Below are 15,195 nucleotides of genomic sequence, written 5' to 3'. Positions count from 1 at the left end.
GGTTTGAAGGACTAAGGCCTGATCGGCTCACATCAAAAAGCGCCCCTCGTTCGAAGATCGATCTTCGAACGAGGGGCGCTTTTTGATGTGAGCCGATCAGGCCTTAGTCCTTCAAACCCGACATCACGATGCCCTGGATGAAGTAGCGCTGGCCGAAGAAGAACAGAATCAGCAGCGGGATCAGGACGATCACGGAGCCGGCCATTAAGAGGTTCCAGTCCGTGCCGTGGATGGTCTGGAATGTGCGCAGGCCCAGTTCCAATGTCTGGTTCTCTGTCGAGTTCAGGTAGATCAGTGGACCCATCAGATCTTTCCAGGCGCCGATGAAGGCGAACAGGCCCACGGTAATGAGGGCGGGTCGGCAGAGCGGCATCAGGATTTTCCAATAGATCTGGAAGTAGGAGGCGCCGTCGAGGCGGGCGGCTTCGTCCAACTCGCGCGGCAGGGTCATGAAGAACTGGCGCAGGAGAAAGACGTTGAAGGCGCCGCCGAAGAACGAGGGGACAATCAGCGGTTTCAGCGTGTCGATCCAGTGCAAATACTTAAAGCCGATGTATGAGGGAAGCATGGTGACGATTCCCGGCAGCATCATCGTCGCCAGCAGCAGGACAAAGAGGCGGTCGCGGCCGGGAAAGCGCAGACGGGCGAAGCCGAACGCCACCAGTGATGAAGACAGCACGGTCCCCACGGTGGAGAGGATCGCGATCGTCAGCGAGTTCTTGAAGAAGAGCGAGAAGGTGACGCCGGTTCCTTCGATTGTCCACGTCTTGACGTAGTTGATCCACTGCGGCGAATGCGGCCAGGCCCAGGGGCTGGCCGCAATCTCATCCGGCGTCTTCAGAGAAAGCGCCAGCATCAGGTAGAACGGCGTGAGCGTCAGCAGCGCGCCGACGGCGGCGAGCGTGAACAGCAGAATCGCCGCACGTTTGCGGGCCGCTTTGGTGTTGGAGGCCGCCGCGACTTCATTTTTGTTGACCGGAGGCAGCGTCATTGGCCGCGTCCGTGGGGTAATGGTGTTAGTCATGGATTTGGGTTCCGAGCCTTCTCGCTACTTCTCCGCGCCTTCGTAATGGACCCAGCGCGACATCTTCATTTGCAGCATCGTAATGATCAGGACGACGATAAACAGCACCCAGGCCAGCGCGCTCGCGTAGCCCATCTTCGTAAAGCTGAAGGCGTTCTGGTAGAGATACAGAACGTAGAAGAGGGTGGCGTTGTTGGGGCCGCCATTGGTCATGACGAAGCCCTGGGTGAACGTTTGCAGCGATCCGATCACGCCCATGATCAGGGTGAAGAAGATCGTCGGCGTCAGGAGCGGCAGGGTCACGTGCCGGAACTTCTGCCAGACCGTCGCGCCGTCGACCTCGGCGGCGTCGTAGTAAGACTGCGGGATGCCTTGCAGGCCCGCGAGATAGATGACCATCCCGCCGCCGATGCCCCACAGGCTCATCACAACTAGGCTGCCGAGCGCCGTCTTTTCTGAGCCGAGCCAGTTGACGTATCCCTTGGACGGATCGGTCAGGCCGAGCGCTTGCAGCACCGGGTTAAGGTGCAGCACGGCGGTCAGATAGTTCAGAAGGCCAGACTCGGGATTGAAGAGACGCAGCCAAATCAGCGATGCGGCGACCGACGACGCCACCGCCGGGATATAGTACAGCGTGCGGAAGATCGCCTGCCCCCGGATCTTCGTATTCAGCAGCAGCGCCAGCGCGAGCGAGCCGGCGACGCCCAGCGGCACGGAGAAGATCGTGTAAAGCGTCGTCACCGTCATGCTTCGGAAGAACCGCTCGTCGTGCGCCATTTCGGCGAAGTTGCCCATGCCCACCCACTTCGCCGGGGCGATCATGTCCCAGGACGAAAACGCGAGCAGCAGCGATACGAGCATCGGGCCGAGGACGAACACGACCGCGCCGATCAGCCACGGCGAAATAAAGGCGTAGCCCGCCTTCGCCTCGGCATTGGATCCGATCTTGCGGCCCAGTTTCAGGTCCTTGCGCGCTCCCTGCCATACCCACGCCACGATCAGCAGGGTGATGACGAGCATGCCGCCCAGGCCCGCGCCCCAGTTGAGATTGGGGTGATGGGGCGGGTTATTGATCTCGTCCAGTTTCGCCTGTGCGGGACCCATGAATTGATCCACCGCCTGCTGCGCCGTGAGCGTGCCGTTCCAGACCAATTCGAGCTTGGGATTGATAATCGAGTTGATTTCGCTCCAGTTCGAGTTCAGGGGGCCGAAGTGGACATAGGGGACTTCCTCAATCGTGAGCTTGCGGTTCTTGGGGCGCGCGTTGTCCAGCCAGGCCGGCGAGTTGGCGAGCTTGGCGATGGCGGGCTGCGCGAGACCGGCCTGCGCCAGTCCTGTCAGGCCCTTGACGCCGGCCAGATACTTGACCAGCTCCCATGCTTCCTGCTTGTGCTCGCCGCCTGTGGTGAGGCCGTATCCGGACCATCCCGTCATCACGCCATGCTTGCCGGTGGGGCCGGCGGGAAAGGCGGCGATGTCCCAGTCGAACTTCTTAATCTCGTCGCGGAAACGGGGCACTTCCCAGACGCCCGTGCAGTACATGGCGATGCGGCCCTGCGTGAACAGTTCGTGTGGTCCGACCGCCGACGATTGCAGTTCAATGGTGGAGGGAGATATGTTGTATTTCTGGATCATGTCCACGGTCAGCTGGATGGCGTTGACCACCAGCGGATCGCTGTACAGCAGTTTCTTCGGCGCATGATAATTGTCGATGAAGTCGCCGCCGGACGAATACACGAAATTGCTCATGGTCTGCGTCGACCATCCACCCGCGAAGCCGTAGACGGAGTTGGAGCCGGACTTGTCGTGACGGGTCAGCTTCTGCGCGACCGTCAGGAAGTCCTTGGCGCCGCGCTCAGGATGCGGCTTGTAATCCCAGCTCCATCTGCCGTCGGGGTAGGGCAGGTGCGCTTTATCGAACAGCGACTTATTGTAATAGATCAGGCCCATCGGCGCGATATCGCGCGGCAGGGCGTAGAGCTTGCCGTTGTTCTGGAAAGCATCCACCATTTGCGGATAGTAGTCCGAGAGGTGGACGGAGGGATCGGCCTGAAGGAAGGGAGTCAGATCCGCCAAAATGCCGCGGCCCGCAAGAGCGGAGTAATTGTCGCCGCAGAAGAGGACATCGGGCGCCAGGCCCGCCGCCTGCTCCATGATGAGCTTCTGCACGTATTCGTCGCCCGCAGGCTGCCGCTCGGCGCGAACGGTGACGCCTGGGTGGTCGCGCTCAAAGGCTTCCACGGTTTTATTGATAATGGCGATTTCTTTGAAATCACCCCAGAAGCGAAACCGCAGCACCGTTTTCTGAGATTCGGCGTGGGCGAGCACGCCCGGTATGAACAGCAATAGAAGCAAAGCGATCCGAAGAACGCGTTTGATGGACATGAATGTTTCCTTCGCCCCGAAGTTTTGGGCTTCGGGGCGCTTTCGACAGGTATTTCTTAGGCCGGCGCGTGATCCGCCAGATTGCGTACGACGAGTTTCTCCGCCAAATCCGCGCCGCCGCACGGACAGTTCGAGGTAATCACGACTGTCTTCGCTTCTCCCGGCAATAAGTGGAAGAAGTTATCCGACGCCGCGAGCGGTGTATCGTCGCCGCGTCGCAGCCACACATATGGGGCGAACGTTTCGCTGGCGAGCGTGACAGCAATTTCGTTCTCCCCAGTTCGTTCGTGACGCACGTGGATCGTGGGCGCCTCCAGTTCCAGCTCCTTCGGCTCAGCCAGCAGGAGAATACTCTCGGCGGTCGGCGATCCGTCGGCGGGTGTGAAACGCGCGTGCAGCAGTGCGGATCGCTCTCTGCCACGCGCGGCATCCAGGCTCATCGTCCGCACGATGGCCGCTGCGTTAGCCGGCGCCTTTGCTCTGGCTTCTTCCTGGCTCCAGATCGTCCCATCGAATCCAAGCAGCGTAATCGTCAGCATCCCCGGGATCGGTGCGGATCGATCGTTGACCAGATGCGCTTCCACTTGGTCGCCTTTACGATAAAGCGAGAGCAGCAGCGGCGCGTAAAATCGCTTGGCGGCGTAGAGCGCCGCCTTCGGCTCGCCGGCGCTGTCGATCATCGACCAGGAATGTGCGGGCCAGCAGTCGTTGAGCTGCCAGATCAGCGTTCCCCAGCAATGCCCCATGCGTCGCCGGTAGTGCTCCACCCCGTATCGCATCGCCTCGGCCTGATTGCACTGGCTGTAGTAGACCAGGTCTTCCAGCGTTTGCGACACCGGGAAGTGGATGTCCTGCATACCAAGATAAATCCCGTATCCCTTGCGTGTCTTATCATGCCACTGGATGGCCGGTGAGCGCGGCGCGCGGTCTTCTAGAGCGATCGCGCCGTTCCAGGCGGACATGCCGCAGGAGGCCGCGAAACCGAACTCGGAGCAAAAACGCGAATCGTTCTCGGTGTAATGCACCCAGTCGCCGCGTCCGTGCCAAACGTCCCAGTTGTGGCAGTCGCCGAACTGCGCGCTGTTCGGCGTGTCGCCGCCGTAGGGCGAGGACGGCCAGTAGGGCGTCTTCGGGTCTTCCGCCGCGAGCACTTCCGGCAGTATCTCATGGTAGAGATGCTCGCCGATATGCCGGGGCGGGCGCTGTCCGCCCCAGCCCTCCGCGTACATCGTGTGGTTTTCGTTGTTGCCGCACCAGAGACACAGAGACGGATGATTGCGAATGCGGCGAACAGCCTGAATAGCTTCCCGTCTTGCGCCTTCAGCATACTCGTCCAGGTCTGGATAGTAGGCGCAGCCGTAAAGAAAATCCTGCCAGACTAAAATTCCCAGCTCATCGCAAATGTCATAAAATGCTTCGCTCTCATAGAAACCGCCTGCCCAGATGCGCAGCATGTTGAACCCGGCGTCCCGAGCCTGTGTGATCCGTTCGCGCAGCCGTTCTTCGGTGACGCGCGTGATAAACGAATCCTCGGGAATCCAGTTGGCGCCCTTGGCGAAGATGTCCACGCCATTCACACGGAACTTGAAGCCTTCACCCGCTCCGTCCAGATCCGGCTCCCGGATCAGCTCGACTTTTCGGAAACCGATCTTGGCGTCTCGGACGTCAAGATCCTCTAAGTTTTGCCGAAGCGCCAGCCGCAGTGGATATCTCACGGCGTCGCCAAGGCCACGAGGCTGCCAGCGCCGACATCGAACGGCCACGGCGGGCAGCGCGATCTCGTGCGTACCTGCGTCTTCCGGTACACGGATCGACATCGCATTGGTCCAGTTGTCCGCGCCGAGCGATACTTCCAGCGTCAGTCCGTTGCCGGGCTGATGACGCTCGACGGTCGCCGTCACGCTCACTGAGATCTCGCCGCTGTCCAGAAACTCGTAATCGTATTTCCAGTCCCGGATCTCGGCGACGGGAACGCTCACCAGCTCCACCGGCGCCCACAGCCCGCAGGAGGCGAGCACCGGACCCCAATCCCATCCGTACATGTACTGCGCCTTGCGGACAAACGAGCGGGGAGCCCAGTTATCCCAATGCGGCGGCATCGTCGGGCCATGCGTCGCTTCCCATGCCTCCTGCCGCGCGCGCCCAATACGCATGGCGCTGCGGAAGGTGATGGTCAGAATGTTCTCTCCCACATTCAGCCGGCCATCCACGGGAAAGCGATGCGTCAGGAACATGTTGTCCGTGCGCCCGATCTCTTCGCCGTTCAGCTCGATCTCTGCGATCGTATCCAGACCATGGAACGCCAGCATGCGATGCGCCGGCGTCATCTCGTCCACCGTGAATCGTGTTTCGTAGATCCAGTCGGTTTCATCGACCCACTCTACGCCCCGTTCGTTCATGCGCTGAAACGGATCGGCGATCACGCCTTCGCGCATCAGATCCAGATGAACGTGTCCTGGAACCTGCGCAGGCATCCATCCGAGGCGGCGATGATCGGGGACATCGGAACGCGGCGCTTCGCGGACGCGCCAATCATTGGTCAAAGCCGTTCGAATGACGTGTGATGAAAAATTACTCATACAGACAAGCCTCTCATCCAAGGCTGCCGAGCCAGGACGGCGGCGGCTTCTCTTGTATGATAATCATATCAAGAGTAACCGTGTCTGTCAAGATTTTTCAGTGTTTTTCTGAAAATAAATTATAGTTTTCAGCAATCCTGTGAAAGTGTCATTTTTCCCGTTTTCTCTGAAATATCTTGAATTGAGTTTAACAGAAAACGTTTTTATAGTCAAGAGAAATGATGAAAATACTTGCGCAGTTTTGCGTTATGTGGGGGATGCAGAAGGAGTTGAGGAAGCGTAATGGAATCGGTGAATCAGAACGCCCAGCGATCGAAATCGCCGGGCGCTTGAATCCGAACTGAATTACTCTTCCGAACCACCGCCAGCGTCGCCGCCGGCGGGCGGGGGCGGCGCGTCGACCGGTGCGCCGCCGTCCGTCGCCGGCGCTTCCGTGGGAGCCGCGCCGCCGTCCATGTTTGGCGCTGGGGCCGGCGCTGCCGGCGCAGTGATGGCGGGGGCCGCCGCGCCGGCGGGCGGGGTGATGGTGACCGTGGTCTTGATGGGGCCGGCCGCCGGCGGATCACCCGTGACCGGTGGGGTCGGATTGACGATCGGCGGCGCGACCGGCGCCGGGTTCACCGGCTGTACGTTGCTTAGACTGGTCGTCGAACCGAGCAGGGCGGCTGGAAGGCGTCCGCGAACGGCCGGATCGATCCCCTGGACCGTTTGCTCGCGCAGACGGCGGGCTTCTTCCGGATCGCGCACGACGTGCGGAGTGAGGAAGACGAGAAGCTCGGTCTTCTTCTTCGTTCGGCTTGTGGACTTGAACAGGTTGCCGATCAGCGGGATATCGCCCAGGATCGGAACCTTGGAGACCGTCGAGCCGAAGGACGTGTTCATGATGCCGCCGAGGACGATCGTCTCGCCGTCTTTCACGCTGGCCGTGGTCTGCGCTTCGCGCTGATTCACGATCGGCGCATTGAACGAGGTGTAGCTGACAAGGTCATTGGCGGTCTGTGTGACGTCCATCGTGACATAGCCGTTCGAGGTGATGCGCGGCGTTACCGTCAGAACGATGCCGACGTCCAGGAACGAGTAGTTGGAGATCGTTCCGTTGTTGAGGTCCGTGGTCTGGCTGGTGACATACGGGATACTCTGGCTGATATTGATTTGCGCCTGCGCGTTGTTCGTGGTGAAGATGCGCGGCGTGCTCAGGACATCAAACCGTGTGTCGCTCTTGACGGCCTGAACAAACACGGAATAGTCGGCGGCCGTGAGGGTATAGCGGAAGCCCTGCGGCTGAGCTGTGTTGGCGTTGACTCCGAACGACTGCGAACCAGTGGCCGTCGCGCCCTTGATACCGAACGGAGCGCCTTTGGCGAAGTTCCATTCGACGCCCAGCGCGTTGCTGGAGTCGAGGTTGGCTTCCACGACCAGGGTCTCGATCATGACCTGCTCTGGGATTTCGTCCAGCTGGTTCAGGATCGATTCCACGAGGGTGCGATTTTCGGGCGCCGTGACGACAATGACGCTGTTCGTGTCAATGTTGGGAATGAGCAGGACCTGATTGTTCAGATCGCGCACGTTGACGACACGCCCCTGGCTGTCGAGACCTGTGGTAATCGAAGTCGTCGATGCGGAAGCGTTGCGCGATGTGTTGTTATTCTGATTGTTGTTTCGGTTTGTATTATTGTTGTTGCCGCCGAGTTGGCTGATGCCTGTTGTGCTGGTATTCGTCGACGCGGTTTGTCCCGTCAGTGATCCGCCGTTCGCGGTGGAAGAGCTCGATCCCGAGCGGCCAAAAGACTGGTTGAGCAGGTTCGCGACAACATCGGCGCGCGCGTTTTTGAGCATGTACACGAAGGTCGTGCCGACATAATCGACCGGCTTGTCGATCTGCGTAATTAGCTGCGTGACGACCGCCATGTTTTCCGGCGTCGCGGTTACGACCACCGAGTTCGTGCGCGTTTCGGCAACGACTGTGCCGTTCGCGGTATTTTGGGTGGATTGTCCGCCGCCGAAGAACTGGCCGAACCGCCCGCCAAACCCGCCTCCACCTTGATTGCCGCCTCGCTGGTTATTGTTGGTCGTCGAGCTGCCGCGTCCCAGGGTTGTGCTGTTGCTAATGACACCCTGGAGCACCGTCGCAACGTCCGTTGCGACGGCGTATTGAAGCTTGAAGACCTTTGTTTGACGTGGTGATGCGGTCGGCTTGTCGATCTGATCGATGATATCGGCGACTTGATCTTGATCTCGGCTGGAAGCGTTGACGATGATCGAGTTGCTGTATTCGTCGGCCGACACTTTGACGGCAGGGGTAGCCGCCGCGCCGCCGCCTCGGCCTCCTCGACCGCCGCCTCGTCCGCCTCCAAAGCCGCCTTGAGCGGCCCCAGGGAACGTTCCAACTCCGGGGATGGTGACGCCATTATTCGCGGCGTCGACAGCCGCCGCTGCGGCCGCGTTCGCGAAGACATCGTTGATGGCGCGGGCGAGCTGCGTGGCGCTCGCGTACTTGATCGGATAAACGCGCATTACCAAGCTGGATCCGCCTCGTCCGCCGCCGCCAAATCCACCGAAGCCTCCGGTTTGGCCACCCTGGCTTCCACCGAAGCCTCCGAACCCGCCGAAGCCCCCGCCACGCTGTGACTTCGGCTTGACCAGCAGGAAGTTATCCTGCTTGACGATCTCGTAGTTCTTCAAGCCCAGCGTTGCGTTCAGGATCGCGAAGGCGCTGCCCAGCGACTGCTTCGTGGGGCTTTGCACAGTGATGCCGCCGGTGAGTGACGGATCTTTGACAATCGTCACGCCGCTTGCCTTGCTGAGGATATGCAGAACGGCGTCGACGTTCGTGTTCCGGAAGTCCAGCGTGACGCGCGTGTTCGGGTTTAAGTTGAACGATTTCCAGGGGGGCGGCGCGGGAGTCTGCGTTTGTCCGCCACCGCCGCCTCGGTCGAACTGAGCATGCGCGGGTATCCCGCAGGCGGCGAGGGCTGCGAGCATGACGATGGATTGTTTAGTCCTCATAATCGTACGGTCTTCTTTCCACAAGGGATCGGGCGCGGCGACGGACGCCAGCGCGGCCAAAGTTCAAAGGTTAATTCTGACGGCGTCCACGGCGTCCGCGGCGGCCGCCGCCCTGATCGCCAAATCCGTTATCCGCTCCACTCGTATCTCCTGGCGTAAACGCGGGCGTCGCGCCCTGAGCAAACCCAGGCGCTGTTCCAGGCGTCAGGCCGGGCAGCGGCTGGATCGGCATGGGAACGAGCTGAGGCTGCGCGCCCTGCTGTCCAAACGGCAGTGGCGGCGCGCCGGGAACATTCGCCGACGCAGCCAGGGCGCTGGGAGTGTCCGGCTCTTCCGTCTTGAACGCCAGGCGGGTCTTCTGGCCGATTTCGTTTTCCAGAACAAGGGATTCTGGAGCGATCTGTACGACATGCAGACCATGCCACGTGTCGCCCGTCTTTAAGAAGGCGACGTCGCCGGAAGCGCGGTTCTCCACCACGGCGCTCGCGGCGCCGTCGATGGTGTTGACCCCCGTCAGCTCCCAGGTTCCCTTGTCCGAAGCGACCTTGATCGGCTTGGGCGTCGGTTTCACAGCGGCGGCGGGCTTGACCGGCGTGACAGCCGGCGCGAAGGAGTCGCGCTTGCCGCCAGTGTAACGGGCGAAGTGCGCGTTCAAATCGGCTTCGGTAACGCCGTCCGCCACCTGGACAGTCACATTAGTGCGCCTAGGCTTCGTGTGCTTGACCGGCGCGTCCGGCTCAGTCAGAAACACCACGGCGCCTGCAACGACGGCGGCGAGAAGCGAGTAAATGACGGGACGACTGATCTTTTTAGCCATTCGCGCCTCCCGTATGAACCGTCGTGGTCACGGTCGTCTCCGAAGCGGGCAGGAAAGCCGAAAGGCCGATGGTTGCGGTGACGACGTTCGCCTTCGCGCCGCCCGCAGCCATGTCCACCGATCGCAGGGCCGTCTTGGCGCCCTTTGCATCGAAGGACGCCAGGACATTGCGCACCTGCGGGTAGGTCCCGGAGACCTGGGCGGCAAATCGAAGCTCAGACACCCCTTCGAGCGTCTGTCCGCGCTGGGGACGGAACGATGTCAATGTGACGCCTTCCTGCCGCGCGGTGTCTGTCAGCTGGGCGAGCACCGCCGATGTCACCGACCGCGCGTCGCCGGGCCAGAGGCGCGGCGCGGCGGCGACCTGGGCGTCATGGGCGCGCGTCGTGGCCATATGAGTGTCGCTCAAAATGTGCTTGCGCGCCGATTTGTGAAGCTTCTCAGCGTTGGCGACGGTGGGAGCGCGAACAAGCAGCATGTAAAACAGCGTGCCGGTCATGATAATGATCGAAAACAGGATCATAACGCTGGGTAGGATCTCTTCGCGTTTTTTGAAGTTGATCATCGCGAACCTCCCGTAGTTTTCGTAGTGACGGTTGTCGTCGCCTTGCGCCCTCCGACTGCGGCCTTTTCGGGAACAGGCATCGGCAGGTTACCGACGCCGATGGCGGTAATGTTGAACTGGACGACTGGGACGGTTCCGATCGTTCCGGTGCTCGCGAATACCAGTTTGACATCCCGAAATCGTGCGCTCGCGCCCAGAGCGTTGACGAACTGCGTGACATCGCCCGAGGTCTTCGCCATACCGCGCAGCTGGATCGCCTTGCCGCGCTCGACGCCAACTCCCGTGAGCCACGCGCCGGCCGGCAGCTGATCCGAGATATAAGCAACCACATCGCTCATCGGCTGCGCCGGCTCGAACGCGCTTTTCAGGATCGTCTGTATATGGATCGCCGTCTGCGCCTTGTCCAGTTCCGCGTCCTTTGCCGCTGTGATGCGTTTCGACTGACGCGACCAGGAGGCGTTGCTGCGCTGGACGGCGCGGATATCGTCGCTGCGGTTGAGAAAGGGAACCAGGCAGAGCAGAAGCGCCAGAACGGTGATCATTGTCGCCATCCGCATGCGCTTCGCGAGCCGGGTCTTTTCTTCGAGATTGCGCTCTTCCGCCAGCTCGAACGCGAACGGCGGCGCCTGGTCCAGCAGGGTGAGCAGATCGCTGCTGCTGGTGAGCCCCGAAGGGAGCGTGAGGTTACCGGCGGCGACCAGGGGAAGCGCGCCGGACTGAGCCGCCGCCATGGTGCGCTGCGCTTCGACGGCCACATCGCTGTCCAGGGAGGCGAGACGGCTAAATCGAATGATCCCACCCTGAACGACGTCCAGTCCCAGGCCGCCGGGATCGGGGGCGGCGACGATGGCGTTGGGAGCGCCGGCGCTCGCGGCGGCGGCTGGGGCGGCCAGCGAGAGGGGAAGGATCCGCTCCGCCTGGATGCCCGCGTCGCGCAGCTCCTGCTTCAATTGGCGCAGGTCTTCGGATCGGATCGCGCCGATCAGGGTCAGATAGCCGTCGCCGTTGTGATCGTTCGTCTGAAGAAAGTCGAACGAAAGCTGGTCCGGCGGCAGGGGAAACAATTGCGCCATCTGGATGCCCAGAATTCGGCGCAGGTCATCCGGCGCGGCTTTGGGAAGTCGCGCTGTTTTCAAAAAGACAAGGCTGCGGCCGACGCCGACCAGCACGTTTTTATTTCCGTTCCAAAATGCGCGAAGATCCGTCAGCGCAACAGCGCTGGCGCGGGCGCCGGTGGCGGCGTTGACGACCTCCACCGATCCGGGCGTCCAGGAAACATGGATGGGAGGCGCGGCGGGACTACGGCTCATTGCGCTCCTCCTGAGTTAGTCGTTGTTGTGGATGTGGTCGTGGTGTTTGTGATCGAGACGGCGTCCAGTGTCGACGTCGAGTCGGCGCTCCAGTCCCACCACACGGGAATGCTCGGCGTGTTCAATTGACGCCAGTTGATAATTTGGGGCGCGGAGCTTGCGACGCGGACGGTGGCTTCCACCGCCGAGCCAACGCCGCCGCTGACTCCGTAGGCGCGTATGATCCAGGTGTCGCCGCCGATTGTGAAGTAGTCGGCGAACTCGGCAAGCTGTTCCTGGGTGAGCAGCAGCGTCGTCGCCAGCTGGCCAAGGGATGTGTAGCCACTGTTCTGCTGCGTGATCAAAGTGGCGGCGATCGATTGTGTCATATTCGGTATTGTCATCAGTACGGACTGCGAGGCGGTGTTGAGATTGATCTTGCCCGCCGCTCGCGACACGGTGGAAAATTTGGCGACATTCAGCACAATCTGCTGATCATTCGCGTTCATGGGAACCTGCCGGAACAGCGTTTGGAATGAGGTGAACGGCGCGCGCTGGGCCATCAAAGCCGCAGTCGGCGGACTGATCCCCGCGTTTCGCAGCGTCGCGGGGGTAATTCCCCGCTGCGAGAAATCAATGCGCGCCGATCCGTCGGCGCGTGTGTCCGCGGCGCCGCTGTCTACGGTCAGCACAGACGCCAGCGGCAGCGTGTTTCCGGCTTCGTCCACAATCGGCTGCGCGCTGGTCGTGACGGTCGTCTGCGGCTGGTAGAGCATGCTTCCGGTCCAGTTCTTGATGAGCAGCAGCTCATCCAGCGTATTGAGCTGTCCTAAGTGCGTATTGTAAGGCTGAGTCAAAGCGTTGTAATATTGGTCCTTCGCGCCATCGGCCCGGGGCTGCGTCGTCGTCTCGCGCCAGTCGAGCAGGCAGTCGACTTGCTCCAGCGTCAGCGGCAGCAATTGCAGCTGCGCGGTTGTCGCCGTATTCACATTCACCATCGAGCCGGTGTCCACGATCTCTAGACGGAAAGTAGAGCCGTCCGTAACATCGTAAGATGTGCCGCCATTGTCGCCAAGCTGTCCCCAGGCGTCGTTCTGAGTGACTTGATTGACATCCGCCGTTTGCAGTGTCGCCAGTGCGTAAGCCACCGCCGAGCGGGCCGCTGCTTCTGCGCGGCGCTCGCGCAGCCCATTTTGCGTCTGCTGCATGGAGGCGCGCTGGTCCGCTGCGATGATCGCCATCAGGGCCACCAGCACCAGGATCACCATCAGCGCCTCAATATAGATAAATCCTCTTACTCTCATGAAAGGCCCTGCGCCGAATCGGGATTCGCCTCTGTCACGTTGCTGGCCGGGATCGCGACCACGAACACATGCACCATGTCGTCGGTCGCATTGCTCAGCCGGTAGCTGACCTGCACGGCCGCCGGAAGACGACGATCGGAGGTCGCCACCGTGTCCCAGGAACTGATCCAAGCTGTTCCGTTCCAGAATTGGAACCCGATCTGACTGATCTCCGGGTTCAGCGTCGATTCCATTCCCCCCTGCGTCGGATCGCCGTCGCTGGGGCGCTGGATGCGCTCGAACAGTCCCGTGTGTGAGTTCGCGTCGCCCACGGGCGTCGTACCGATCGAGACTTCGCTGAGGCCGCCAACCGGACCGCGCGACTGATGCTGTGTTTCGAAATCGTCCGCGCTCTCCTGCGACGGCGTCGGCACTCCCGGCTCCGTCGTGGTCAGAGTCAAACGGTCGCAGCCGAGGTCGGTCTGGCTTCCAGCGGAGACGCCCTGGAAAAACGTCGTCGTGTCGGTCGCGATGGCCGTGATCCTGGCGCCGCGCAGGACGCGTGTGATTTCGCGCTCAGTCCGGTCTGTGGCGTCCTGATCGGCCATACGCGCCGTGTGCGCCCGCTGAAGCCGGCTCGCCGCTTGAAACGCAAAGGCCAGCGCCATTCCCAGAATCGCCGCGATCGTCAGCGCCAGCAGCAGCTCGATCAGCGTTAGGCCGGATTGAAAGCGTCGCCGATTGGTAACTTCAGTGTTCGTGGACATCGGATCGCATTCAGAAGCCAGGCGAATGAATTCGCGGCTAGAAGTGCACGACGCCCAGAGGGCGCCCGACCTTCGTGGACCCCAGAAAATAAACGCAGTCGGCACAATCTGGAGTGCCCGGAGGGGCACATCGTGCACTTCTAGGCGCGATTTCAATCGCCGGCTTCCTGCGCCCGCCTGCATTCGTTTCTTGCGATCGTTCATGGCGTTTGCGTCGTCGTCGTTGTGGTCGTGGCGGGCGGGACGTACACGAATTCGGTGATCGCCTGCGATTCTTTCGCCCTGGCCGCCGTGACGGTCAATTGGTCGACATTCGCCGTGCTGACCGTTTGGATCTCCATGGTCCAGGAGACATCTGGATAACCGCGATCCGTGAAATCGCCGTTCGTACCGTAGGTGTTCGGATCGCCGTTGACGCGGATGTCCTCGACCTTTTCCGAGGCCAGACGCTGGAGCAGGTCGGCGTCACGCGCCTTGACATCGGCCGCCGTCAGGGCGCGAATGCCGCCGAAGACGCCGGTGATCGCGATGGCGACGATCATCGTCGTGATGATCACTTCGACCAGCGTAAAACCTGATTTCGCCAATCTCTTAACCACGCTGCTGCAATTCTCCCGCCTGCCATCGGTCCTGAGTCGTATCCGGAAGCGCCTCGCCGAGCCAGCGCGTCTCGCTCTTGTCCGTCATCAGGAGCGATTTTTGCAGCGATCCTTCGGTGAACTGAAGGCCGCCGCTATCCGAGGTCCCGTCCGGATAAACGGTCCATTTCCAGCCGTCCCCGCTCACCGTCTGACCGTTGAGCTGAGCCGCCTCGATCTGGATGCCGTCGATTAGATCCACCTGCCGGACCGACTGCACTTCGCCGGTCGTGGGCGTGCGCTCCATGATTAGCGACGAGCCGCTGACGCGGATGGTCACGGGGGTCTTGGCCGTCAGCGCTTCGTTTCGAGCCTGAATGGGAAGACGGGCGATTGAGGCCTCCACCACCGCAAGCTCTCGGGAGCGTTTGACGGCGGCGAGATTGGGAACGACCAGACCGACGAAGAGCATCAGGACCACCAGAACGATGCAAAGCTCGATCAGTGTAAATCCCGCCGCGGTCCGCCGCCGTGCGCCGATCGTTTGCCAACGCTTGCTAATCATCGCTGGTGATATCAGCTGCGTCGCCGTCGCCTCCCGGCTGGTTGTCCGCTCCATAGGAGGTAATCAGGAAGTCCTGGCCATCCGGACCGGGGGATTGATAGATATACTCGCTTTGCCATGGATCGGTGGGAAGCGCCTTGGTGGTGTAGGGGCCTTTCCAGTTGCGCGCGGCGCTCGGCTTGGTGACAAGCGCCTGCAAGCCTTCCTCGGTCGATGGGTACCCGTCGTTGTCCAGGCGATACTGCTGTAGCAGGCTGCTCAGCGTCGAAATGTCGCTGGAAGCCGAGGCTCGCTTGGCGTCGCTGGTGCGGCTGACGAGACGCGGGACGATGAGCGC

The 15,195-nt window shown here is 61.4% G+C and carries 12 protein-coding genes; all 12 read right to left on the bottom strand.

Annotation, left to right across the window (positions count from 1 at the left end; all coding sequences use genetic code 11):
* Positions 1 to 103 precede the first annotated feature (103 nt).
* Complete coding sequence (locus tag ABIZ35_RS05895) at positions 104 to 1,024, bottom strand: carbohydrate ABC transporter permease (RefSeq protein ID WP_348218947.1); 921 nt, start codon at positions 1,022 to 1,024, stop codon at positions 104 to 106.
* 24 nt (positions 1,025 to 1,048) lie between these two features.
* Positions 1,049 to 3,409, bottom strand: a complete 2,361-nt coding sequence (locus ABIZ35_RS05890; RefSeq protein WP_348218946.1) for an extracellular solute-binding protein — start codon at positions 3,407 to 3,409, stop codon at positions 1,049 to 1,051.
* Positions 3,410 to 3,465: 56 nt separating this feature from the next.
* On the bottom strand, positions 3,466 to 5,988 hold the full coding sequence (locus tag ABIZ35_RS05885) for a glycoside hydrolase family 2 protein (protein WP_348218945.1): 2,523 nt from the start codon (positions 5,986 to 5,988) through the stop codon (positions 3,466 to 3,468).
* Positions 5,989 to 6,333: 345 nt separating this feature from the next.
* A complete protein-coding gene (locus ABIZ35_RS05880) occupies positions 6,334 to 8,994 on the bottom strand; it encodes a secretin N-terminal domain-containing protein (RefSeq protein WP_348218944.1) in 2,661 nt (886 codons plus the stop codon).
* A gap of 70 nt (positions 8,995 to 9,064) precedes the next feature.
* Entirely contained in the window at positions 9,065 to 9,811 is a 747-nt protein-coding gene (locus ABIZ35_RS05875) for a hypothetical protein (protein ID WP_348218943.1), read from the bottom strand.
* The gene (locus ABIZ35_RS05870; protein ID WP_348218942.1) at positions 9,804 to 10,376 is read right to left on the bottom strand and encodes a hypothetical protein; all 573 of its coding nucleotides are present in this window, start codon (positions 10,374 to 10,376) and stop codon (positions 9,804 to 9,806) included. The genes ABIZ35_RS05875 and ABIZ35_RS05870 overlap by 8 nt, the downstream gene beginning before the upstream one ends.
* Positions 10,373 to 11,686 (bottom strand): PilN domain-containing protein, encoded by a 1,314-nt coding sequence (locus ABIZ35_RS05865; RefSeq protein ID WP_348218941.1) that lies wholly within the window; start codon positions 11,684 to 11,686, stop codon positions 10,373 to 10,375. The genes ABIZ35_RS05870 and ABIZ35_RS05865 overlap by 4 nt, the downstream gene beginning before the upstream one ends.
* Complete coding sequence (locus ABIZ35_RS05860) at positions 11,683 to 12,969, bottom strand: hypothetical protein (protein ID WP_348218940.1); 1,287 nt, start codon at positions 12,967 to 12,969, stop codon at positions 11,683 to 11,685. Before ABIZ35_RS05860 ends, ABIZ35_RS05865 begins: the two co-directional genes overlap by 4 nt.
* A complete protein-coding gene (locus ABIZ35_RS05855; protein WP_348218939.1) occupies positions 12,966 to 13,715 on the bottom strand; it encodes a prepilin-type N-terminal cleavage/methylation domain-containing protein in 750 nt (249 codons plus the stop codon). Before ABIZ35_RS05855 ends, ABIZ35_RS05860 begins: the two co-directional genes overlap by 4 nt.
* Before the next feature lie 200 nt (positions 13,716 to 13,915).
* Positions 13,916 to 14,314, bottom strand: coding sequence for a type II secretion system protein (locus tag ABIZ35_RS05850; RefSeq protein WP_348218938.1), 399 nt, complete (start codon positions 14,312 to 14,314; stop codon positions 13,916 to 13,918).
* Positions 14,307 to 14,858 carry a hypothetical protein gene (locus tag ABIZ35_RS05845; protein WP_348218937.1) on the bottom strand — a complete coding sequence of 184 codons (552 nt, stop codon included), beginning with the start codon at positions 14,856 to 14,858 and terminating at the stop codon, positions 14,307 to 14,309. The genes ABIZ35_RS05850 and ABIZ35_RS05845 overlap by 8 nt, the downstream gene beginning before the upstream one ends.
* The coding region (gene gspG / locus ABIZ35_RS05840) for a type II secretion system major pseudopilin GspG (protein WP_348218936.1) at positions 14,851 to 15,195 on the bottom strand (345 nt) is incomplete at its 5' end. The genes ABIZ35_RS05845 and gspG, both read right to left, overlap by 8 nt.

Origin of the sequence: Capsulimonas sp., from assembly GCF_039929585.1 — a bacterium.
GTDB lineage: Bacteria > Armatimonadota > Armatimonadia > Armatimonadales > Capsulimonadaceae > Capsulimonas.
The sequence above is the reverse complement of the archived record's forward strand: the minus strand, read 5'-3'. Positions and strand labels throughout refer to the sequence as shown.

What these genes read in the sequence shown, in the direction of transcription:
- ABIZ35_RS05880 (WP_348218944.1), bottom strand. Translation starts at nt 8,994, where the DNA reads ATGAGGACTAAACAATCCATCGTCATGCTCGCAGCCCTCGCCGCCTGC.
- ABIZ35_RS05885 (WP_348218945.1), bottom strand. Translation starts at nt 5,988, where the DNA reads ATGAGTAATTTTTCATCACACGTCATTCGAACGGCTTTGACCAATGAT.
- ABIZ35_RS05855 (WP_348218939.1), bottom strand. Translation starts at nt 13,715, where the DNA reads ATGTCCACGAACACTGAAGTTACCAATCGGCGACGCTTTCAATCCGGC.
- ABIZ35_RS05845 (WP_348218937.1), bottom strand. Translation starts at nt 14,858, where the DNA reads ATGATTAGCAAGCGTTGGCAAACGATCGGCGCACGGCGGCGGACCGCG.
- ABIZ35_RS05890 (WP_348218946.1), bottom strand. Translation starts at nt 3,409, where the DNA reads ATGTCCATCAAACGCGTTCTTCGGATCGCTTTGCTTCTATTGCTGTTC.
- ABIZ35_RS05865 (WP_348218941.1), bottom strand. Translation starts at nt 11,686, where the DNA reads ATGAGCCGTAGTCCCGCCGCGCCTCCCATCCATGTTTCCTGGACGCCC.
- ABIZ35_RS05895 (WP_348218947.1), bottom strand. Translation starts at nt 1,024, where the DNA reads ATGACTAACACCATTACCCCACGGACGCGGCCAATGACGCTGCCTCCG.
- ABIZ35_RS05870 (WP_348218942.1), bottom strand. Translation starts at nt 10,376, where the DNA reads ATGATCAACTTCAAAAAACGCGAAGAGATCCTACCCAGCGTTATGATC.
- ABIZ35_RS05875 (WP_348218943.1), bottom strand. Translation starts at nt 9,811, where the DNA reads ATGGCTAAAAAGATCAGTCGTCCCGTCATTTACTCGCTTCTCGCCGCC.
- ABIZ35_RS05860 (WP_348218940.1), bottom strand. Translation starts at nt 12,969, where the DNA reads ATGAGAGTAAGAGGATTTATCTATATTGAGGCGCTGATGGTGATCCTG.